Source organism: Labrys sp. ALF-8, from assembly GCF_059699065.1.
In genome coordinates this window covers 4205779-4226617 of sequence record NZ_AP048537.1, presented here as the reverse complement: position 1 = coordinate 4226617, position 20839 = coordinate 4205779, and the positions used below count along the sequence as shown (strand labels likewise).

At 64.8% G+C, this 20839-nt stretch carries 19 protein-coding genes; 8 read left to right on the top strand and 11 right to left on the bottom strand.

From position 1 onward, the window contains the following. Positions 1-5: 5 nt before the first annotated feature. From AC6H34_RS19345 to AC6H34_RS19310, 8 genes are all read right to left on the bottom strand, one after another. A complete protein-coding gene (locus tag AC6H34_RS19345) occupies positions 6-947 on the bottom strand; it encodes a PfkB family carbohydrate kinase (RefSeq protein ID WP_497539788.1) in 942 nt (313 codons plus the stop codon). After that, the gene (locus AC6H34_RS19340) at positions 944-1993 is read right to left on the bottom strand and encodes an ADP-ribosylglycohydrolase family protein (RefSeq protein WP_497539787.1); all 1050 of its coding nucleotides are present in this window, start codon (positions 1991-1993) and stop codon (positions 944-946) included. The genes AC6H34_RS19345 and AC6H34_RS19340 overlap by 4 nt, the downstream gene beginning before the upstream one ends. Before the next feature lie 230 nt (positions 1994-2223). After that, positions 2224-3327, bottom strand: a complete 1104-nt coding sequence (locus tag AC6H34_RS19335; RefSeq protein ID WP_497539786.1) for an autoinducer 2 ABC transporter substrate-binding protein — start codon at positions 3325-3327, stop codon at positions 2224-2226. Between the two features lie 149 nt (positions 3328-3476). Next, a complete protein-coding gene (locus AC6H34_RS19330; protein ID WP_497539785.1) occupies positions 3477-4445 on the bottom strand; it encodes an ABC transporter permease in 969 nt (322 codons plus the stop codon). A 12-nt stretch (positions 4446-4457) separates the two neighbouring features. Beyond that, positions 4458-5450 carry an ABC transporter permease gene (locus AC6H34_RS19325; protein WP_497539784.1) on the bottom strand — a complete coding sequence of 331 codons (993 nt, stop codon included), beginning with the start codon at positions 5448-5450 and terminating at the stop codon, positions 4458-4460. A gap of 109 nt (positions 5451-5559) precedes the next feature. Then, positions 5560-7074 (bottom strand): sugar ABC transporter ATP-binding protein, encoded by a 1515-nt coding sequence (locus AC6H34_RS19320; protein WP_448148300.1) that lies wholly within the window; start codon positions 7072-7074, stop codon positions 5560-5562. Between the two features lie 518 nt (positions 7075-7592). Beyond that, the gene (locus tag AC6H34_RS19315) at positions 7593-8159 is read right to left on the bottom strand and encodes a class GN sortase (protein ID WP_497539917.1); all 567 of its coding nucleotides are present in this window, start codon (positions 8157-8159) and stop codon (positions 7593-7595) included. Between the two features lie 89 nt (positions 8160-8248). Next, positions 8249-10513, bottom strand: coding sequence for a marine proteobacterial sortase target protein (locus tag AC6H34_RS19310; RefSeq protein ID WP_497539783.1), 2265 nt, complete (start codon positions 10511-10513; stop codon positions 8249-8251). A gap of 210 nt (positions 10514-10723) precedes the next feature. On the opposite strand from AC6H34_RS19310, the gene AC6H34_RS19305 reads away from it, so the two are divergent. Further along, positions 10724-11497 (top strand): helix-turn-helix domain-containing protein, encoded by a 774-nt coding sequence (locus tag AC6H34_RS19305; protein ID WP_448148302.1) that lies wholly within the window; start codon positions 10724-10726, stop codon positions 11495-11497. 43 nt (positions 11498-11540) lie between these two features. On the opposite strand, the gene AC6H34_RS19300 is transcribed toward AC6H34_RS19305, so the two are convergent. Further along, positions 11541-11966 (bottom strand): rhodanese-like domain-containing protein, encoded by a 426-nt coding sequence (locus AC6H34_RS19300; protein ID WP_497539782.1) that lies wholly within the window; start codon positions 11964-11966, stop codon positions 11541-11543. Between the two features lie 298 nt (positions 11967-12264). Between AC6H34_RS19300 and AC6H34_RS19295 the strand changes: the two genes are divergently transcribed. Next, positions 12265-12849 (top strand): L,D-transpeptidase, encoded by a 585-nt coding sequence (locus tag AC6H34_RS19295; RefSeq protein ID WP_448148304.1) that lies wholly within the window; start codon positions 12265-12267, stop codon positions 12847-12849. A gap of 54 nt (positions 12850-12903) precedes the next feature. Here the strand turns inward: AC6H34_RS19295 and AC6H34_RS19290 are convergent, their stop codons facing one another. Next, positions 12904-13692 carry a 3-hydroxybutyrate dehydrogenase gene (locus AC6H34_RS19290; RefSeq protein ID WP_448148305.1) on the bottom strand — a complete coding sequence of 263 codons (789 nt, stop codon included), beginning with the start codon at positions 13690-13692 and terminating at the stop codon, positions 12904-12906. A gap of 188 nt (positions 13693-13880) precedes the next feature. On the opposite strand from AC6H34_RS19290, the gene AC6H34_RS19285 reads away from it, so the two are divergent. Both AC6H34_RS19285 and AC6H34_RS19280 read left to right on the top strand, forming a co-directional pair. After that, complete coding sequence (locus AC6H34_RS19285) at positions 13881-14678, top strand: acetoacetate decarboxylase (protein ID WP_448148306.1); 798 nt, start codon at positions 13881-13883, stop codon at positions 14676-14678. 113 nt (positions 14679-14791) lie between these two features. Next, positions 14792-15955: a patatin-like phospholipase family protein gene (locus AC6H34_RS19280; protein WP_448148307.1), complete on the top strand. Its 1164-nt coding sequence runs from the start codon at positions 14792-14794 to the stop codon at positions 15953-15955. 153 nt (positions 15956-16108) lie between these two features. Here the strand turns inward: AC6H34_RS19280 and AC6H34_RS19275 are convergent, their stop codons facing one another. Next, positions 16109-16477, bottom strand: a complete 369-nt coding sequence (locus AC6H34_RS19275; protein WP_448148308.1) for a gamma-butyrobetaine hydroxylase family protein — start codon at positions 16475-16477, stop codon at positions 16109-16111. 180 nt (positions 16478-16657) lie between these two features. On the opposite strand from AC6H34_RS19275, the gene moaA reads away from it, so the two are divergent. The 4 genes from moaA (at position 16658) to AC6H34_RS19255 (ending at position 20836) form a co-directional block, all read left to right on the top strand. Further along, on the top strand, positions 16658-17653 hold the full coding sequence (gene moaA, locus AC6H34_RS19270) for a GTP 3',8-cyclase MoaA (protein ID WP_448151313.1): 996 nt from the start codon (positions 16658-16660) through the stop codon (positions 17651-17653). 114 nt (positions 17654-17767) lie between these two features. Further along, entirely contained in the window at positions 17768-18901 is a 1134-nt protein-coding gene (solA, locus tag AC6H34_RS19265) for an N-methyl-L-tryptophan oxidase (RefSeq protein WP_448148309.1), read from the top strand. 115 nt (positions 18902-19016) lie between these two features. Next, positions 19017-19904, top strand: coding sequence for a DMT family transporter (locus AC6H34_RS19260; RefSeq protein ID WP_448148310.1), 888 nt, complete (start codon positions 19017-19019; stop codon positions 19902-19904). Further along, complete coding sequence (locus tag AC6H34_RS19255) at positions 19904-20836, top strand: DMT family transporter (RefSeq protein WP_497539781.1); 933 nt, start codon at positions 19904-19906, stop codon at positions 20834-20836. Before AC6H34_RS19260 ends, AC6H34_RS19255 begins: the two co-directional genes overlap by 1 nt. The last annotated feature ends 3 nt before the right edge of the window (positions 20837-20839 follow it).

Here is a 20839-nt window from a genome sequence, read left to right as displayed (position 1 = left end):
TGGCCTCATGCCGCCAGGAAAGCGTCCAGCTCCTCCGCATGCGGGGCCGTCGCCGGGCCCTTCCGGGTGACGGCGAAGGCCGCGGCGGCATTGGCACGCCTGGCAGCCTCGACCGTGCCGTGGCCGGCTGCGAGCGAGGCGAGAAACACCCCGGTATGGGCATCGCCCGCCCCGGTGGAATCGATCATGCGGACGGCCGGTGCCGGCACATGCCTGCCCGCCGCTCCGACCTCCGTGCCGAACAGCCAGCAACCGGCCGGTCCATCGCGGATGATGAGCAGGGCGCCCGACGGCAGGCGGCCCCCAAGAACGGCGGCTGCGTCGGCGATATCCTCCGACCCGGCCAGCAGCCCGGCCTCGCGGCGATTGAGCGTGAAGACATCGACGCGCGACAGGATGGCCGCCATGACCTGCTCCGGTATATCTGCCACGAGAGGACCGGGATCGACCGTCACGAACGTATCCGGCGGCAGGGCCGCCATCCAACGGGCAATGGCGAGGCCAAGCGCGGGATAGCAAAGGTCGTAACCCGAAGCGAACAGTGCATCGGTCGAGGCGAGTTTCAGCTCTTCCAGTCCTTGCGGGCCGGGGCGGGCCTCGACGCCGGGGCTGGTGATGAAGGTGCGTTCACCGTCAGGCTCGACCAGCACGATGCAGAAGCCGCTGTCGCCATCCCTGTTGGCCGGCGTCAGCGCCTCGATGCCCTCGGCTGCGAGCGCGGCACGAATGCGGTCACCATATGGACCGGTGCCATGCTGCCCGGCGAATACCGCCTTCAACCCGTTCCGCGCCGCAGCGGCGAGGATATTGAAGCCGCCGCCGGCGCTGACGAAGGCTCCGGAGCCCAATACGTCGCCACCCCGCGGCGGCAGGGACGGCACGTCGATGCGCACATCCGCAATGACGCTTCCCACCGACAGCAGCCTGGTTGGGCGAGGTCTCGTCATGCGATGCGCACTCCGGCTCGCCTCGCCGGCGGCAGGATGGAGGCGCTGCCCCGCAGGGTCAGCAGGCGGTCAGCCAGGCCCTTGAGGTCGAGCGCGGGATTTGCCGCCTCGAGGTCGGTGACCACACCCGGCGGAAATCCCTCCACGCCATGGCATGCGCCGGCGATCGCTCCGGCGATGGCCGCGACCGTGTCGCAGTCACCGCCCAGGCTGGCCGCCAGCCGGCAGATCAACCAGGGATCGTCCGGCACGAGGGACATGATCGCCATGGCGGCAGGCACGGCCTCCTGGGTCGCCACGCCGGTGCCGACGATGTCGTAGATCAGGTCGAGCGCCTCCGCTTGCTGCTTGCCGCGCACGAGCCCGATGGCCCAGCCGATGCGCGCAGCGATGTCGCCACCGGCGAAATAGTAACCTCTCCGGGCGCCCAGCCGGGCGCCTTCAACGGCGGCTTCCAGCGCCTCGCTCACCGTCGAACCATCGATGGCGGCGCTGACCGCGGCAGCCACGGCGCTGGCGCCAGCCAGGCCTATGGTGGTGTTGTGGGTGACATGGCCCGACTGGAACACGGCGTCGACCAGCGCTTCGACGGGTCTGGCGGGGAATGCTATGCCGACGGGGGCCACGCGCATGGCGGCCCCATTCGTTGCGCCCGTCCTGCCTGTCTCGTCGGTCGGCATGCCCTCCGCGATCAGAGTCAGCGCCTTGCGGGTGGAGGGACCCAGCAGGTCAGCCGAGCCGGCGGCGATCATACGCGTTTCCCAGGCGAGGAGTTCGTCGGCGAAGCGGCGCGGCTCGACATAGCCGCCTCCCTCCACCAGCAATTGGCCGAGGATTACCGCCTGGTCGGTATCGTCGGTAACCCGCCCGGCGGGCATGCCGCGGCTGATCGGATTGTCGTCGGGGGCCGGCTCGAAATGGTCGAGGATGCCGTAGCGCGCGGCCACAAGGGAACGAGGCATATATTGCGTGGGCATGCCCAGGGCGTCGCCGATCGCCAGGCCGAGAAGCGCACCGCGAGCACGGCTTTGAGCGGATATGGCCATTGACGCCCTTTCAGGAAGGAAGCCCGAATATCGTTTGTGTACTAACGATATTCCCCACACAAACCACAGACTGTCAAGAGGCGCCCGAAGAGGTGTAACCTGTTCTCACGCCGCCGCCTTGAACCGGAAAAGGAAAAGCCGGGGGAGCCCCCCGGCTATCCTCGCCCGAAGATCAGGACGGCTCGCGAACATAAGGAATTCGAAGCCGGCTGCAACACTATGCGCGGAGATCAGAAATCGAACTTTTCGATATTCTCCTTGGTGAAGGTGAAGGGCGGTCCAAGCAGAATTTCCGAGCCGTTGACGACATTGAGTTCGCCGAGCTTGCCGGCCTTGACCTTGGTGTCGCCCGGCTTGAGGGTGCCGTCGGCCGTGGCGCGCAAGACGTACATCGCGGCATAGCCGAGATCGACGGGGTTCCACAGCACCACGGACTTCACGCAATCCTTGGCGACGTAGGGCTTCATGGCGTTGGGCGTGGCGAGACCGACGACGGCGATCTTGCCGCACTGGCCGGCCTGCGTCACGGCTTCGGCGGAGGCCGGGGTGGCGACCGACGTCATGCCGAATATCCCCTTGAGATCGCTGCCATACTTGTTGATCAGGGTCGTGGCCTGCGAGAAGGACAGGGCGTTGTCTTCCTGGGCTTCCACCGTTTCCAACAGCTTCAGCTTCGGATGGCATTTTTCGGCATAGGCCGCCATTTCGGAGATCCAGCGCGCCTGGTTCGGCGTGGTGAAGGTGGAGGTGACGATGGCTACGCCCGCATCCTCGCCCGTTTCCTTGACCATGTTGTCGACCATGGACTTGGCGATGCCGTTGAACTCGGCCTGGTTGACGAACCACTGGCGGGCGTCCGGCGTGGAGTTGGCATCGTAGCCCACGACATTGATGCCCTTGGAGAGTGCCTTCTTCAGCACAGGCGCGATGGCGACGGGATCGTTGGCCGCGAAGAGGATGCCGTCCACGCCCGAGGTAATGTAGTTGTCGATGAAGGTAATCTGCTCGTCGATATTGGCCTTGGTCGGGCCGTCGGTCTTGGCATCGACATTGCCGAGCTCCTTCGCGGCATCGGCGATGCCCTTGGAGGTGGCGTTGAAATAGCCGATGCCGATGAGCTTGGGCACGTCGACCACCTTGATCGGCTTGCCGTTGCGGTCGGGCGCACCGGTGACGGCACCGCCGTCATAGGGCTTGGCCGCCGCCGCCGAAGGCGTCGCGTCGCAGGCGAGCGGATTGGTCGGCAGGTCGTCACCCCCGGTCCAGGCCGACGCGGCATGCGCGAGCCCGACAAGCGAGACGCTCATCGCGAGCGCCAGAGTCAAACGTCTCATGGTCTTCCCTCCTCTATGGGCCGGCATTCGACCGGCTGTTATGACAGTTGCATTGCCCGCAGGCGTTGGCCTCTTATCGGAGCAGGCGCGGAGCGGCGACCGACGTCGCGCGCTCCGTGTGCCTTTCCCTGCAAGGCCAGCCCCCGTGGTTACGCTGCCCGCCTGCGGCCGGAATAGCGGCTGAGCAGGACGATCAGATTGCTGAGCAGCACCGTCAGGATCAGCGCGGTGCCGATCAGGATGATGGTGCTGTCACCCTTGTAGCCCCGCAGCAGCAGGCCATTCTTGAGCGCCTGCATGAGCGCGAGGCCGAGCGCGGTCCCGATGATGGTACCACGCCCGCCGAAGATGCTGGTCCCCCCAAGCACGACGGCAGTGATGGCGTCGAGCTCCCAGCCCGTTCCCATGTCCGACCGGGTGGTCGTCACGCGAGAGACGAAGATCACGCCGGCCAGCGAGGCGCACAGGCCCGAGGCTCCGTAGATCACCAGCTTGGTGCGGTCGACCGAAATGCCCGAGAAACGCGCGGCGACCTCGTTGGATCCGATGGCATAGGTGGAGCGTCCGAAAACCGTGAGGCCGAGAATGCAGGCGGCGACGATGGCCGCGACGAAGAGCACCCAGACCTGGACCGGAATGTCGAACATTTGCCCCTGGCCGAACACGAGGAACCATTCGGGATAGCCGCGCACGGAGCGAGCCTGGCTGATGCCCTCGGCAAGGCCGCGATAAAGGGCCAGCGTCGCCAGGGTGGCGATCAGCGGGGGTACCTTGAAACGGGTGATGATGAGGCCGTTGACGACGCCGCACAGCGTGCCGATCGCAAGCGCCAGGACGATGGCGAGCGGCAGCGGCAAGCCGACATTCTGCCAGAGCACGCCCAGCAGGATGGCGACCACGCCGACGATGGAGCCGACCGAAAGATCGATGCCCCCCGTCACGATGACGAACGTCATGGCGAGCGCGATCAGGCCAACCTCCGTCATCAGGCGGGCCTGGTTGAGAAGATTGTCGATGGTGAGGAACTTGTCCGAGGACTCGGACAGGAAGGCCAGGACAACCACCAGCAGCAATGCCAGGACGGTTTCGTGGCGAAGAAGAAGGGAGCGCAAGTTCATATCGCCTCCCCCTCAGACCATGCGGTGGCGGCGGATCATGTCCGCCAGCACGGTGATGAGAATGAGCACGCCGACGATCGCCTGCTTCCAGAACACAAGGACATTCGAATAGGGCATGAAGGTCAGGGCCGATGTGATGGTGGCAAAGAGCATGGCTGCGATGGTCGAGCCGATCACGGTGCCCGTGCCGCCAAGGATGGAGACGCCGCCGATCACCGCCGCGGTGATCACGGTGAGTTCCAGGTTGGGCGGCACGGTGGATTGGATCACCTGCAGCTGCGTGGCGAAGAGCAACGCCGCCAGGCCGGCGAAGAAGCCGTGGATCGCGAAGACGATGACGGTGACGGGCTTGGCGGGGATGCCGGCTGCACGGGCCGCTTCCGGATTACCGCCGACCGCATAGATGGAACGGCCGAAGGCGGAGTAGCGCATCCAGAATGCCACGACGATCGTCAGCACCACCATGATGACGATCGGCGAGCGCACGCCGAACCAGTAGTGCTGCGCAATCAGGAAATCCGGCGGCAGGTTGCTGATCCAATTGCCGTTCGTGGCGAGGATCAGGGCTCCCTTGAGGATGGAGAGCATGCCGAGAGTCACCACGATCGAAGGGATGTTCGCATAGGCGACCAGCATGCCGACGAAACTGTTTATGGCGATGCCCACCAGCACCGGCACGAGCCAGGCCATCCAGACGGGATAGCCGCTGGTGGCGAGTGTACCGGCTATGGTGGCCAGCACACCGATCAGAGAGCCGATTGAGACGTCGATATGGCCGGAAATGATCACCATCGCCATGCCGATGGCGGCGACGGCGATATAGGCATTGCCCGAGAAGATGGCGTTGAGATTGCTGACGCCCAGAAAACGCGGATTGTAGAGGCCCACCACCACGAAGAGCAGGATGAGCGCGCCGAGCACCACGAGTTCCTGGCCGAGCCCGCCGACGAGGCGGGACATCGGTCCGCGCGAGGCACCGACGGGGAGAAATGCACCGTCCGACATCAGAACTCTCTCCCATACGCACGACGATCTCGAACTGTCATCTCACCCGGGTCTGTCCAACCGCTGCGGCGCTTCATGGGGACACTGACGGCCTGTCGCAAACCCCTCATCACGCGGCTCCCTTAAGCGCCTGAGACCCCGTCATGGCGGCGCCCACGGCATCGGGGGTCGCCTCGTCGCGGTTGAACTCGGCGACGATGCGCCCGGAATTGATGACCAGGACGCGGTCGCTCATGCCCAGGACCTCGGGCAGTTCGCTCGAGATCATCAGGATCGCGACACCCTGCTCGACCAGGCGTCCCATCAAGGCATAGATCTCGGCCTTGGCGCCGACATCGATGCCGCGCGTCGGCTCATCCATGATCAGGATGCGTGGATCGGCCTCCAGCCATTTCGCCAGCACGACTTTCTGCTGGTTGCCGCCGGAGAGTTCCTTCACCACCTGCTCCGGCCCGCGCGCACGTATGCCGAGGCGCTTTATCGCTTCCACCGAACGCCGGATTTCGTCGCCGAAGCGGATGGAGAAGCCGTTCGACATCTTGTCGAGGACGGCCATCGATACGTTCTCGCGGATGGTCATCGGCCGCACGAGACCCTGCGAGCCGCGATCCTCAGGCACGTAGGCGATGCCCAGGTCGCGGGCCACGCGCGGCTCGCCGATGACGACCTTCCTGCCGTTCACCAGGATCTCGCCGGTGGTGGCGGGGGTGATGCCGAAAATGGTAAGTGCCAGCTCCGTGCGTCCCGAGCCGATCAGGCCGGCAAGGCCGAGGATCTCGCCGGAGTGCAGCGTGAGCGAGATGTTCTGCACTTTCTTGCCGTGCGACACCTCGCGCAGTTCGAGCGCCACCTCGCCACGGGGCACGTCGATCTTCGGAAACATCTGCTCGATGGAACGGCCGACCATCATCGAGACCAGCGATGCCTCCGTGACCTCGGCGATGTCGCGCGTGCCGATATAGGCCCCGTCGCGCAGCACCGTGACGCGGTCCGCCAGTTCGAAGATCTCGGGCATGCGATGCGAGACATAGATGATGGCGACACCGCGCTCGCGCAGCTTCTTGACCACGCTCATCAACCGGCGGACGTCAGCCTCTACGAGAGCCGCCGTCGGCTCGTCCATGATCAGCACCTTGGCATCCTGCGACAGGGCCTTGGCGATCTCGACACGCTGGCGATTGGCGACCGACAGCGTACCGACCTTGGCATCGACGTCGAGATCGTGACTGTCCAGTGAATCGAGGAGCTGGCGCGCGCGCTGGCGCATCGTGCCCCAATCGAGGCCACCCCAGCCGAGTCGCGGCGCGTTGCCGAGGAAGATGTTCTCCGCCACCGTCAGTTCGGGAAAGAGCAAAAGTTCCTGGTAGACGGTGGCCACGCCGTGGCGGCGCGCCTGCCGTGGGGAATGGAAGACCACTTCCTCGCCCGCAACCCTCAAGATGCCACCGTCAGGCTGATGAACGCCGGCGACCACCTTGATCAGCGTGGACTTTCCGGCTCCGTTCTCGCCCAGCAAGGCATGGACCTCGCCGGGGCGCACATCGAAGCTGACATCCTTCAGGACCCTCACGCCGCTGAAGGATTTCGAGACGCCGCTCAACTCGACGGCATTGACGCCCGCCATGGCTCAGGCGACCCCGGGCCGAAGCGAGCGATTCTTCCCAAACTCCATCGAGCCGTACCTCCCTGGGACCGCCCATGACTATCGTGGGCAAAGACCTGCCGGCGCCGCTCTGCGGTTCATCCGACAAATCCATACTATAGCAGCGGCGCTCCAACACAACCGGGCGCCATATGTCTGACGGTAGGTAAATCCTCACTCATGGTCAATCAAAGCCGCTCAGACTTAGCGGGTCTTTTCTATTGCAGCGCAGTATTCGCTCACCATCGTGAGCGAATGCATAGAAAAGTGAGCGGATATGCAGATGACCCGGCAAGATGCAGGCCGATTTATCGTTTTCGTAACCACCTACGGCGGGAAGGCGCAGAGCTTCAAGACTTGCGGTTCAAGCGACGCCCCGCTGAATCATGGATGAAGGCGGAATCACCGGCGGGCTCCGCACCGGGAGACCGGAGCTTGAACGAAGGTGCCGCAACATGAATTGTCCGCGGCAGCGGCGCCAGGGCCGCCGCCGTGTGGCGTCACATCGCCTCGGCATGGACGAGATAGCGCAGCGGCCCATGCGTCACCGCACCGAAGGGCCAGCATGTCGCCAGGACCAGATGCCGGCCGGGGGCCGACGGGTCGATTCCGGACTGGTCCCAGCGCCTGACGTCATGACCGGTGACGCGAAAACGCGCCGTGCCGCCGTCGCGGCGAGTGACAAGAATTTCATCGCCGATGCGCACCGCCGCAAGGAAGGCAAAATGCGTGTCGCGATGAGCCGCGTAGACGGCGGTGCCATCCTCGCCGGCATCGGGCGTGCCGACGACATGGGCCGGTCCGAAGGCGAGGGCCTGGCCGCTGGCCCCCTCCAGCGCCACCGCACTCTCGCCGAGGCGCGGCACGCCGATGCGTGCGACCGGATAGGTATCGAGCCAGGACCACGGCTTGACCACCTGGCCTGTTGCCACCGATTGCTCGAACGCACGATCCAGCAGGATCTGTGCGAGGAATGCCTTCGCGTGGATCCACAGTCCCTGCCCGGCCAGGACAAGACCGGCACAGATGGCGAGGCCGATCAGGAGGCGGCGGACTGCCTGGAGCATCGATCCCTTTCGGATGCCCTGGCTTCCGGGGCTGGACACCGGGTTGGCGATGGCGGTCAGGGACCGCCACTCCATGTTGCCGATCTCGGTCATGCCGCCACTCCCCGCCGACGGGTGAGGAGGCCGAAGCCGAGCCCGATGGCAAGCAGGCCGATCCCTGCGATCAGTCGCAGTTCCGCGTCCGTCGCGGTTTGCGGCAGGGCGATCGAAGCGGCTTGCCCGACGGTCCTGACGTTCTTGCCGTCGAGATCGGGCAGGGCCTGGCGTTGCTCGCGATCGACCACCGTATCGCCACGTATGCCGAACACCTTGTCGAAGTCCCAGCCAGCCGGCAGGTTCAACGGGATATCGGACCGCGACAGCCGCACGCCGCGCGGGCGCACCGGCGTCTTGTCGACGGCCACCAGGCTGGTGAGTCGCGTGACGAGGTGATGGTCGAGGGCGAGCACCAGGATCTGCCTGTCGGCTTCCTCGCTCGATATCTGACGCAGGGTCTGCGCCACTTCTGCATCGTCGATCTTGCGGCGGGCCCAGAGCTTGGAGATGCCCACGCCGCGGGCCGCGTCGGCCAGCGGCATCGTCACGGACCAGGGTTTGCCGTTGAGCAGGCCGCTGATCCGCGCCGCGCCGGAGAGGTCCTTGACCTTGGCGGCCAGGACCAGCGTCTCGCCGTGATAGAGGTCCGGCAGGATGCGGGGCATCACATCGGCATCCGCCTCGGAGAAGCTGACGTCGACATTGGTCATGGCCGGATTCTCCAGCTTGTCGATCAGTTGCTTCATGCGCTCCTGTACCTGCTCCACGGAGCCGATCTGCATGAAGGCGCCGCCGCCGAGTTCGGCGGCTCGGGTCATCAGGTAGGAATTCGGAGCCGAACCGATGCCGACCATGAACACACGCGAGCGGCCGCGGTGGGAGGCGATGGCGTCGAAGAGTTCCTGCTCGTTGTCGATGCCGCCATCGGTGATGAACACGACCTGGCGCAGGAAGCCGTTGTCGCCGGGATGCGTATCCTTGAGGGCCTCGAGCATCGGGGCGACCATCATGGTGCCGCCGTCGGCTTCGAGATGTCCGACATAGTCCTGAGCGCGGGCGATGTTCTCCGCCGTGGCGGGCAGCGTGCCGCCGAACAGGTTCGTGAAGGTATCGTCGAATCGGATGACGTTGAAGCGGTCCGCCGGGGAAAGACGGCCAAGCGCGTAGGAGAGGCTGACCCGGGCCTGCTCGATCGATGTGCCTCCCATCGAACCCGAATTGTCGATGACGAAGGTGACGTCCCGCGGACGCTGGTCGGTCGCATCCGTCCGCACGCTGGGAGGCGTGACATAGGCGAGGAGATAGTCGTCCCTGCCGACATGTTCGCGGAACAGGCCGACCTGTGGGGTCTGGTCGGGCTTGGCCTTCCAGTTCAGCTCGAAGTCGCGATCGGCCGGCACGCTACCAGCGGCAAGTTCGATATGGCGACTGTCGGCCGCGGCCCCGGTGATGCTGACTGCGTGATAGGGGCTCTTCACCTCGCCGAGCGCGAAGCCGGCATTGAGGTCGACGCGGATCTGCACGGGATTGACGGGCCCGTTGCTGCGGGGATCGAGCACTGGAGCCTGTTTGGCAGGGGCGGCCGAAGGTGCCGGCGCCACGGTGCCCCACCCCTTCCCGTCCTGGAACTGCACCGTTTGGGCGGGGCCGGCGCTGCCGGGGGAGAACCGGGGAGCGACCACCAGCGGCACGCGCAGGGAGAAGGTATCGTCGGCCTGGTGGACCGGCTCCTGATATTCGATCTGGATCACCACCGTGTCGCCCGGACCGATATTGGCGATCGAATTCATGAACATGTTCGGACGCTGCTGCTCGACCAGGGCAGCCTTCTTGCCCTCTGCCTTTGCACGCTCATAGACGACCCTCGCCTGCTGCTTCTCCTTGACGTCGGCGACGACGACGCGCTGGCCGACCACCATCTTCATGGTATCCACGGCGGCGCCATCGGACAGCGGATAGACATAGATGCCTTCCACCCATTGTCTGGACGGATTGTAGAACATCTGCGTCACCGTCGCCCGGATGGTCGGGCCGCTGACCGTGAGTTGAACGTCGGTGCCGGTGCGCACCGCCTCGACATACTGCCCTGGCTCGTCCGTGCGCATCAGCAGCGAACCTGCCTTGACATCGTCGACAGTCAAGCGCTGCGGCTTCCCGGCGGCGTGGGCGCCGAAAGCGACGAGCAGGACGCTGGCAAGGATCAGCAGCACCAGCAGCAGACGCTCCGTGAGCGCGATGAGCGCGCGCCTGGAGATGCCGGAATGGGGCTGCCGTCGTCTGCCGGTTTGGCGGCCGGCAACCGCTTGTAAGCTGTGCATGTCTTCCTCGAAGTGAACGGTTCGGGCCGTCATCGGCCTTGTTCCGTTCTCCCTCGCAGGGGCCTGTGCGCACGAGCTTCATTAACTGCTTTTATTAGCCATAAGCCGCCAAGAACCGTCTTGTAAGGCGTGGATTCGTGCGGCAATGTCCGGTTTTGTACGTGATTGTGCTGGCCTGACTGGAAAGGCCGGCAGACGAGGCCGAGCATCTTGAGTTCCGACACGGACTTCAGCAGCGAACATAGCCACGAGATCGCCACAGCGGTGCGCGAGGCGCTGGCCCGGCGGCGCATTTCCCGGCAGACACTGGCGGAAAAGGCCAAGATCAGCCTTTCGACGCTGGAGAAAGCCTTGTCCGGCCGCCGGCCTTTCACGCTGGCGACCACGATCCGCCTGGAAGAGGCACTCGGCACAGCCTTGAGGGGGAACGACAGGCCCGGAAAGGCGGCGCCTCCCGCACCCGCGGTGGCGCTCGCCCCGGAGCATCTGGGTTCCTACACCCGCAACGCCGTCAGTTGGCTGACGGGACAGTATCTGACGCTCCGCCCTTCGTTCGGCGAAGGCAACGCCATCTTTGCCTACCGGACGGAAGTGGCGTGGAGCGACATCTCCTCCTGCCTCGTTTTCCGCGAGGCGGAACGGCTCGATACCGCCTTCAACCAGCAGGGCCTGGTTTCGGTGCCCAACCAGTCGGGCCACGTCTATTTCGTCACCTCCATGGCGGGACAGTATCGCCTCGCCGTTTTCGGCCGCCCGACGGTGGCAGGCGAGATGTACGGCATCCTTACCACGCTGCGCGCCGGCAAGGGCACGCAACTCACGCCCGTCTCGGCCGCCATAGCGCTGGTGCCGATCGCGCCGGGAACCGAGACGAGCCTGGACTTCGGCCGCATCGGTCCGGCCCATCGCAACTACGAGGCCTACCGTGCCTTCCTCGAACGCGTGACCGCCGAGGAGTTCGCCTGGTTCAAGCCGGGCAACTGAACGGCCCGCTGCGGGAGGCGCTGCCGTGCGGGGCCGGCTTCCATCAGGCCGCGCGGCCGAGAGTGCCGGGATCGGCTCCCGCGGCGAAGACGAGGCCCTCGTCCTCCCAGCCGGCGATGCCGCCGATCATGATCTTCACACGGCGGCCAAGCCGCGCCAGCCTGAGGGCGGCCCTGTCCGCGCCGTTGCAATGGGGACCGGCGCAATAGGCAACGAACAGGGTGTCGTCCGGCCAGGCGGCCATCCGGGCGCCGGTGATCTCGCGATGGGGCAAATGGAGCGCGCCGGGAACGTGGCGGCGCTGATAGGCCTCCTCCGTGCCGACAACGTGCAGCAGGACGAAATCCTGTTCGCCGGACCTGAGTGCCTGCGCCACGTCGGCGCAATCGGTCTCTAGCGCCAGCCGCTTCTCGAAATGTTCGATGACGACACTTGCCGGCGCGGCCGGAATTTCGCTGACGGTACTCATGTTTAGCTCCTCGCTTTGGGACGACAAGGTTCTAAAGCCGATCGGCATCGAAGCGCAGCTGGCAGGATTGCCATATACCGTCAATATCGCGCCAATCCGCCTGGTCGGCCGGGGGGCAGCCCGCACGGCGTCCAGCATGCCGGGGGTGTTGTCAGCCGGACACAGCCGGGAATTTTCGCAGTTCCGCAAGTCGCCGGTTAGGGCGCCGCGTTGAAGAATCCAAGGATCAGGGCATTGTTTGACTGTTGAATTTTCTGGAATCGGGGCTGATTCCGTTCAACTCTTCGGGGCTTCCATCATGCGTCGTCTTCTGACAGGCCTGTTCCTCGTTTCGAGCCTCAGCGCTCTCTCCTCCTCGGCCAACGCGGCCAGCATCTTCGAGAAACTGTTCAACACCCAGCGCCAGCCCGCCAATGCCGGTGCGGTTGCCGCCGTCTCGCCGGTCCCCCGCGAGGTCGTGCGCTATGACGGTCGAGAGAAGCCCGGCACCATCATCGTGAACTCCCCTGAGCGCCGTCTCTACCTCGTGCTGGATGACGGGACGGCGTTGCGTTACGGCGTCGGCGTCGGGCGTCCCGGCTTCGAATGGGGCGGTGTGCACCACATCACCCGCAAGGCGGAATGGCCCGGCTGGACCCCGCCGGCACAGATGCGCAGGCGCCGGCCCGACCTGCCCGCCTATATGGCCGGCGGCATCCAGAATCCGCTCGGTGCCCGGGCCATGTATCTGGGTTCGACCCTCTACCGCATTCATGGTTCCAACGAGCCGCAGACCATCGGCCAGGCCGTGTCCTCCGGCTGCATCCGGATGACCAACGACGATGTCAGCGACCTTTATGGCCGTGTGAAGGTCGGCACGCGGGTGGTGATCATCCGCGGCTGATCGGGAAGCCGGCGGGCACTGGCCCGCCGGCTCGCCTCGTTCCCCCGACGCGCCCTATTCGGCCGTCCAGCCGCCGTCGACGGAGAGCGTCGTTCCGGTGATCTGCTTGGCCGCGTCGGTGCAGAGGAACACCGCCACCCCGGCGATCTCATCGACGGTGACGAACTCCTTCGTCGGCTGGGCGGCGAGCAGCACGTCGTTCTTGACCTGCTCCTCGGTCATGTTGCGCGCCTTCATGGTGTCGGGGATCTGCTTCTCCACCAGCGGCGTCCAGACATAGCCGGGCGCGATGGCGTTGCAGGTGACACCGTCGCGCGCCGCTTCCAGCGCGACCGTCTTGGTGAGACCGGTGACACCATGCTTGGCCGCGACATAGGCCGACTTGAAGGGCGAGGCGACGAGGGCGTGCGCCGAGGAAGTGGAGATGATGCGTCCCCATTTGCGCTGCTTCATTCCCGGCAGCACCGCCTTGATCGCGTAGAAGGACGCAATCAGGTTGATACGGATGATGGCTTCCCACTTGTCGTCCGGAAACTCCTCGATGGGCGAGACGAACTGGATGCCGGCATTGTTGACGAGCACGTCGAGGCTGCCGAAGGCGGCTTCCGCATCCTTGACCATGGCGGTGACCTCCTCGCCATTCATCATGTTGGCGCCCGAATAGCGGCACTTCACCCCGAAATCGGCCTCGATGGCAGCGCGCTCCTTCTCGATGGCATCCGCATCGCCGAAGCCGTTGATGGTGATGTTGGCGCCCTCGGCCGCAAAGGCACGGGCGATGGCGAGGCCGATGCCGCTGGTCGAGCCGGTCACCAGGGCATTCTTGGACGTCAGAACAGCCATTTGAAATCTCTTGGAGGTGAAAAGGGGAGGCAGGCGCACATGCACCAGCCCGGAGGCTGGCATGCCGAGATGTCGCCCTTATTACACCTGCGGAACCGCGAGGCTCGGACATGGGCCTGTCATGCTGCCGTGCAACATAATGAACGCTTGCCCGTCCATTCCCCTTTTCCGATCCCGAAGGATATCCCGTGGAACAAGCCGAAGTTCTGAAGCGCGCTTATGCGATGCCGCTCACCAATCCGTCTTATCCGCCCGGTCCCTACCGTTTTTTCAATCGCGAATACGTCATCATCACCTACCGCACCACGCGCGAGGCTTTGGAAAAGGTGGTTCCCGCGCCGCTCGAGATCGATGAGCCGCTGGTCAAGTACGAGTTCATCCGCATGCCCGACTCCACGGGCTTCGGTGACTATACCGAAACCGGACAGGTCATCCCCGTGCGCTTCAACGGCGAACATGGGGCCTATGTCCACTCCATGTATCTCGACGACGATGCACCCATCGCCGGCGGCCGCGAGCTCTGGGGTTTTCCCAAGAAGCTCGCCAAGCCCAGGATCGTGCATGAAGGCGAGGTCGTGGTCGGCACGTTGCATTACGGCAGCGTTCTGTGCGCCACCGGCACCATGGGCTACAAGCACAAGGAGGCGGATCACGAGGCCATCAAGGCCTCGCTCGAGGCGCCGAACTACCTGATCAAGATCATCCCCCACGTCGACGGCTCTCTGCGCATCTGCGAACTGGTGCGCTACCACCTCATCGACGTCCACCTGAAGGAAGCCTGGACGGCGCCCGCCGCCCTCGACCTGCATCCGCATGTCATGGCCGATGTCGCCAAGCTGCCCGTGGTGGAAGTCGTCTCGGCCGTGCATTTCACCGCCGACCTCACCCTCGGCCTCGGCGAAGTCGTGCACGACTATCTCGCCGACCAGACGGCGCGTGAACCCATCGCCAAAACCCTGCTCGATCCCATCGTTTCGCAAGGGTGAGTTTACGTGCCGGTCTTCGGACCAGCGCCCGGGATGCCCGTGCCGGTGCGACCACCGGCACGCCAAAGCATCCCTATGTAACCTCTTGCGTATATTCCCGAAGGACCGCTTCCGTGCTCGAACGCAACAGAGACAAGGCCGCACGCGCCACCATCGAAGAAATCTCGGCCCAGTATGACCGTATCGCCCTGGTCTTCCAGGGAGGCGGCGCGCTGGGCGCCTATCAGGCCGGCGTCTACGAGGCCCTCGCCAATGCCGGCTGCGAGCCGAACTGGCTGTCGGGCGTCTCCATCGGCGCGATCAACGCCTCGATCATCGCCGGCAACGAGCCGCGCCACAGGCTGCAGCGCCTGGAGCAGTTCTGGCAGACGATCTCGGGCCGCAAGATCTGGGCCTATACGCCGGAAGGCGACATCTTCCGCGATATCCGCAACCGCACCTCGTCATGGATAACCATGACGCAGGGCCAGCCGGGCTTCTTCAAGCCCCGCTTCCCCAACCCCTGGTTCGAGCAGTCCGGCGCGGACGGCGCGACGAGTTTCTACGACACCGAGGAGCTGCGCCACACGCTCGAAGAACTGATCGACTTCGACATCCTCAACGACGGCAAGAAGCGTCTCAGCGTCGGAGCGGTCAACGTGCGCACCGGCAACTTCGTCTATTTCGACACCGATCACGTGCAGATCGGGCCGGAGCACATCATGGCGAGCGGTGCCCTGCCGCCGGCCTTTCCCGCCGTCCGCATCGAGGGCGAATATTACTGGGATGGCGGCATCGTCTCGAACACGCCGCTCCAATACCTGCTCGACCAGGAGGAAGAGCGCAGTTCGCTGGTGTTCCAGGTCGACCTCTTCAGCGCGCGGGGTGTCCTCCCCCGCAGCATGCCGGACGTGCTGTCACGCCACAAGGACATCATGTATTCGAGCCGCACGCGCCAGAACACCGACAATTTCAAGCGCATCCACGGCATCAAGACGCATCTGATCGATGCTCTCAAGCGAATCCCCAGGGAGATGCTGACCCGGGACGAGCAGGCGCTGATCGACACCCATGTGAAGCCGGGTGCCGTCAACATCGTGCACCTCATCTACCAGCACAAGAACTACGAAGGCCATGCCAAGGACTACGAATTCTCGGGCACCTCGATGCGCGAGCATTGGAGCATGGGCCTCGAGGACACCCAGCGCACATTGCGGCACAGGCAGTGGCTGACACCGCCGGCCGACACGGAAGGCGGCGTTGCCATCCACGACCTGCACCGCGAGGACCCGACATAGGGAATCGGCGATCGGACCATGGCGATCGCGTTCTGAAGGGCTTGTGCCGCTCCCGCTTCCATCCTCTCCCCGTAGACCGGGAGAGGATGGAGGTGAGAAGCAGGGTCGCCTTACGCGATCTCGCAGATGCCCCGGCGTTTCCCGAACTCCGGCTCACCTCTGCCCCGGCCGTTCCCGCGACAAGCCCTTCTCCTGCAGTTCCCCGAGATAGGCTGCCCAGCGTTCGTCCCGGTCGCGACCGAGTTCCGCAAGATAGGCCCAGGTATACAGGCCGGTATTGTGCATGTCGTCGAAGGACAGGCGCACCGCGTAATTGCCGACGGGATCGACGGCGAGGATGGCCACGTTGATCTTTCCGCCGACGGTCTTGCGCTCGGCGGCACTATGCCCCTGGACCTCGGCGCTCGGGGACATCACGCGCAGGAATTCGGCGCTCAGCGCATGGGACTGGCCGTCGTCGAAACTGACGGTCAGCGTCTTCTTGTCCTTGGACAGGCGCAATTCGGTAGGCCAGGCGCTCACTGCTTCTTCCTTTTGCCAGGTTCACACGCCACATAAGGACGTGAACGGGGTGGTGCAAGCCGGATTTGACGCAGCGCGCCGGCCTTTACGGCTGCTATCCCACACCTTAGAACAGTGACAAAGGGGATATGCCCCTTCGGAGTATTGGACGTGCTGGATGATCATGCCATGGCGGGTATGCTGCCGATGATCGACCCCTTCGGGCGCGCGATCAACTATTTGCGCGTGTCGGTGACGGACCGCTGCGACTTTCGCTGCGTCTACTGCATGTCGGAGGACATGACCTTCCTGCCGAAGAAGGATCTGCTCACCCTCGAGGAACTCGATCGACTATGCACCGCCTTCATCGGCAAGGGCGTGCGCAAGCTTCGCTTCACCGGCGGGGAGCCTTTGGTCCGCCGCGACATCATGAAGCTGTTCCGCTCCATTTCGCGGCACCTCGACAGCGGGCGCCTGGACGAATTGACGCTTACCACCAATGGCTCCCAGCTCGCCAAATATGCCGCCGAACTCAAGGACTGTGGTGTCCGGCGCGTGAATGTCTCGCTCGATACGCTCGATCCCGCGGCCTTCAGGGCCATCACGCGCTGGGGCGACCTTGGAAAGGTGCTGGACGGCATAGACAAGGCCCAGGAAGCCGGCCTTGCCGTCAAGATCAACGCCGTCGCCATCAAGGGAATGACCGAGCAGGAAGCAGGCGGCCTGATCGAATGGGCGCATGGCCGCGGCATGGACCTCACCTTCATAGAGGTGATGCCGATGGGCGACGTCTCCGGCCATCGTGTCGACCAGTACCTGCCCCTCTCCATGCTGCGGGCGCAGCTCCTGGACAAATATACGCTTGAGGATATCCCCTATGCGACGGGTGGGCCGGCCCGTTACGTCCGCGTCGGGGAGACCGGCGGGCGCCTCGGCTTCATCACCCCGATGACGCATAATTTCTGCGAAAGCTGCAATCGCGTGCGGGTGACCTGCACCGGCACGCTCTACATGTGCCTGGGACAGGAAGACGCGGCGGACCTGCGCGCGCCGCTGCGCGCCTCCGAGGGTAACGACCTCCTCGACGCGGCCATCGACCGGGCCATCGAGCGCAAGCCCAAGGGCCATGACTTCGTGATCGACCGGCGCACCCGCCAGCCCTCCGTCAGCCGCCATATGAGCGTGACGGGCGGGTGAGGCATTTCGCCTGATCGCATCCCCCGGCCCCGAGGGGGCATGGTAGGTGCTTCAGCGGCGTGAGGCCGGAGTCTCGCGCGGCTCCTGCCTCCCTGAAATCCGAAAGTGCCTGCCATGCCCGGAACCTATGATGTCATCGTCGTCGGCGTCGGAGGCATGGGCTCGGCGGCCTGCTACCAGCTTGCAAAGCGTGGCGTGCGCGTGCTGGGCCTCGAAAAGTTCGAGATCGGCCATGCGATGGGATCCTCCCACGGTCTGACCCGTATCCTTCGCCTCGCCTACTTCCAGGGGGAAGCCTATGTCCCGCTGGTGCAGCGGGCGCGTGAACTCTGGCTGGAAACCGGCAGGATTACCGGCGAACCGCTCTTCTACGAGGTCGGCGCGCTGGATATCGGCCATCAAGGATCCGGTGTCGTCGAGGACGGCCTCGCGGCCAGCGAAAAGCATGGCCTGGCCCATGAATTGCTGGATCGGAGGACGATCGAGGAACGCTATCCGGCCTTCACGCTGGATGCCAGCCATATCGGCCTGTATCAGCCGCAGTCGGGCTTCGTGGCGTCCGAGCGCGCCATCCTGGCTCATGTCACCCTCGCCCTTTATCACGGCGCCGAAATTCATGGCTGTGAGCCCATGCTGGACTGGGAGCCTACCGCGAATGGCGGCGTGAAAGTCACCAGCGATCGCGGTGTCTACGAGGCCGGGCGCCTGATCCTCTCTCCCGGTGCCTGGATCGGCGATTTCGCGCCGGGCCTGAAGGCCTCGACGGAAGTTGTCCGCCAGACGCTGGGCTGGTTCAGCCCCGTCAGGCCGACTCTCTTCGACATGGCGCGCTTTCCCGTCTTCACCCTCGAGGCAAGCGAGGGGCATTTCTACGGCTTCCCGCTCTGGCAGCATCCCGGCTTCAAGCTCGGCTCGCCTCATTTCAGCGGCGAGCCCTATGATCCGCACCTTCCGGACCGGCAGCCCTCCGTCCAGCAGCGCGACCTTCTGCGCGCCTGCCTCGCCAAGCATATTCCCGCCGCCGATGGCGACCTGCTGGGGCTCAAGGCCTGCATGTACACCATGACGCCGGACGAACACTTCATCATCGATACGCTGCCGGGCTTCGAGCAGGTTATCGTGGCCTCCCCCTGTTCCGGCCATGGCTACAAATTCGCCAGTGCCATCGGCGAAGCTCTGGCGGAACTTGCGATAGCCGGCCACAGCCGCTTCGATCTCGGCATGTTCAGCCTGCGACGTTTTGCTTAAGATTTGACCGCTTTGTCTTTGCCAAATCGATGTTGCAAGTATAAGTAGAGCAATATTCTTACCTTGCCGGCGGCCCCGCCCTTCCCGCACCGGCAGCGTCCCGATTGCACCATCCATGACGTCCGCTCGCTCCCACTGGTTTGGCATCGCCGCGATGGTTCTCGCGACGGGGCTGTTCATCGTCTCCGATTCCCTGATGAAGCTGACCGCGCAGGCACTGGAACAGCCCTTCCAGGTGCTGTTCATGCGCTGCTTCTTCGGCCTCGTTTCCTGTGCATGTCTCGTGCTTGTCACCGGCCAGTTCCGGAAGATCGGCGGCGTGCTTCACTGGCGCCCACTGCTCAGAGGTTCGTGCGAGGCCGCCTCGACCTTCTTCTACATGGCGGCATTGGCCAACATGCCGATCGCAGATGCCATCGCCATCGGACAGACCGCCCCTCTCCTGGTGATCATCGCCGTTGCCGTGATCTTCCGCGAGCGCATCGGGGCCATTCGCCTCGCCCTGGTTTGCGCCGGATTTCTCGGCGCCGTGCTGGTGGCCCAGCCTACGGGCTCCGGCCTTTCCCCCGCGGCCATCTACGCCTTTCTCACGGCCATGTCGGTGGCGATGCGGGACCTGCTTACCCGTGGCGTGCCTTCATCGATACCCACCTTCGTCGTGCTCCTGGCCAGCACCTTCATCCTCACCCTGACCACCGGCGCGGCCACCCTCGCCTTCCATCCGTGGATCCCGCCCAGTCCCTCGCAATGGCTGACGATGGTGGCATCCGGTTTCATCGTGACCATCGGCCAGATGGCGATCTTTCTCGCCTATCGCCGGACACCGGCCAGCGTCGTCGCGCCCTACTACTACAGCTTCACGGTCTGGGCGGTGACGGCGGGCTTCGTGGTCTGGCGGGAGGTTCCCAACAGCCTCGCCGTCGCGGGCATGATCCTGATCGTCGGGAGCGGCCTGGCCCTTCTCTTCGTCAATCCGCGCAAGGTGCAGGAAGCCGTCGCCTGATGAGCAGCCTCGCCTTTACGGAAGCCGACCTCGGCCAACAGCGCGCCAATCAACGCGGTATCGTGCTGATGGTCGGCGCGATGGCGAGCTTCGTGGGCAACGATGCCCTTGCCAAGCTCGCGACCGGGCTGATGCCGGTGAGCCAGGTCATCGCCATTCGCGGCGTCTTCGCCTCGCTCTTCGTGCTCGCGCTCATCTTCGCAACCGGCCTGGGCCCACGTTTTCGCCAGATCTTCCAGTGGCCGGTGCTTTTCCGCGGCTGCATGGAGGTTGCGGTAGCCGTGACCTCCCTCATCGGCCTTTCGCACGTCCCCCTCGGTACCGCGACCACGATCGGCCAGATCACGCCGATCCTGCTGCTGGCGCTATCGGCCATCCTGCTCAAGGAGCGCGTGGACGGCCGTCGCTGGCTGGCGGTCATGGTCTGCTTTGCCGGCGTCATCCTGGTCGCCCATCCTGCCGCGGACGGCCTCAACGTCTTCATCTTCTTCACCCTCGCCTGCGCCGTGCTGACGGCGATGCGCGACCTGCTGACCCACCGCATGGGTGCGAAAGTGCCCACTTTGCTGGCGACGCTCGGCACTACTACGATCGTCTCGCTGGCCGGTTTCGGCGGCTCCGCCTTCACGACATGGCAGCCGCTCACCGCTCACGGCCTGGCGATCGTCGTGTTGGGAGGCGTTTGCCTGGTCGGCGGCCATGCCCTCGTCATCGCCGCCTATCGCGGCGTTTCGGTATCCGTGGTCAGTCCCTTCCGATATTCGGCCATTGCTCTTTCGGTGGTCGTCGGTCTTGTGGTGTTCGGCGATTTGCCGGATGTGTGGACGGGGCTCGGCATGGTGCTGATCGCCATCAGCGGTCTCTATGCCGCCCGCCGGGAAATACGCCGACGCCGGGCCATCGAGGCGGCCCTGGCCGCGGAAGGCAACTGAACA

Bases quoted from the DNA above. Each gene is read 5' to 3' on its own strand.
- AC6H34_RS19295 (WP_448148304.1), top strand. From the start codon at position 12,265: ATGCGTCGTCTTCTGACAGGCCTGTTCCTCGTTTCGAGCCTCAGCGCT.
- AC6H34_RS19320 (WP_448148300.1), bottom strand. From the start codon at position 7,074: ATGGCGGGCGTCAATGCCGTCGAGTTGAGCGGCGTCTCGAAATCCTTC.
- AC6H34_RS19300 (WP_497539782.1), bottom strand. From the start codon at position 11,966: ATGAGTACCGTCAGCGAAATTCCGGCCGCGCCGGCAAGTGTCGTCATC.
- solA (WP_448148309.1), top strand. From the start codon at position 17,768: ATGCCCGGAACCTATGATGTCATCGTCGTCGGCGTCGGAGGCATGGGC.
- AC6H34_RS19315 (WP_497539917.1), bottom strand. From the start codon at position 8,159: ATGCTCCAGGCAGTCCGCCGCCTCCTGATCGGCCTCGCCATCTGTGCC.
- AC6H34_RS19255 (WP_497539781.1), top strand. From the start codon at position 19,904: ATGAGCAGCCTCGCCTTTACGGAAGCCGACCTCGGCCAACAGCGCGCC.
- AC6H34_RS19290 (WP_448148305.1), bottom strand. From the start codon at position 13,692: ATGGCTGTTCTGACGTCCAAGAATGCCCTGGTGACCGGCTCGACCAGC.
- AC6H34_RS19345 (WP_497539788.1), bottom strand. From the start codon at position 947: ATGACGAGACCTCGCCCAACCAGGCTGCTGTCGGTGGGAAGCGTCATT.
- AC6H34_RS19260 (WP_448148310.1), top strand. From the start codon at position 19,017: ATGACGTCCGCTCGCTCCCACTGGTTTGGCATCGCCGCGATGGTTCTC.
- AC6H34_RS19330 (WP_497539785.1), bottom strand. From the start codon at position 4,445: ATGAACTTGCGCTCCCTTCTTCTTCGCCACGAAACCGTCCTGGCATTG.
- AC6H34_RS19325 (WP_497539784.1), bottom strand. From the start codon at position 5,450: ATGTCGGACGGTGCATTTCTCCCCGTCGGTGCCTCGCGCGGACCGATG.
- AC6H34_RS19310 (WP_497539783.1), bottom strand. From the start codon at position 10,513: ATGCACAGCTTACAAGCGGTTGCCGGCCGCCAAACCGGCAGACGACGG.
- AC6H34_RS19340 (WP_497539787.1), bottom strand. From the start codon at position 1,993: ATGGCCATATCCGCTCAAAGCCGTGCTCGCGGTGCGCTTCTCGGCCTG.
- AC6H34_RS19335 (WP_497539786.1), bottom strand. From the start codon at position 3,327: ATGAGACGTTTGACTCTGGCGCTCGCGATGAGCGTCTCGCTTGTCGGG.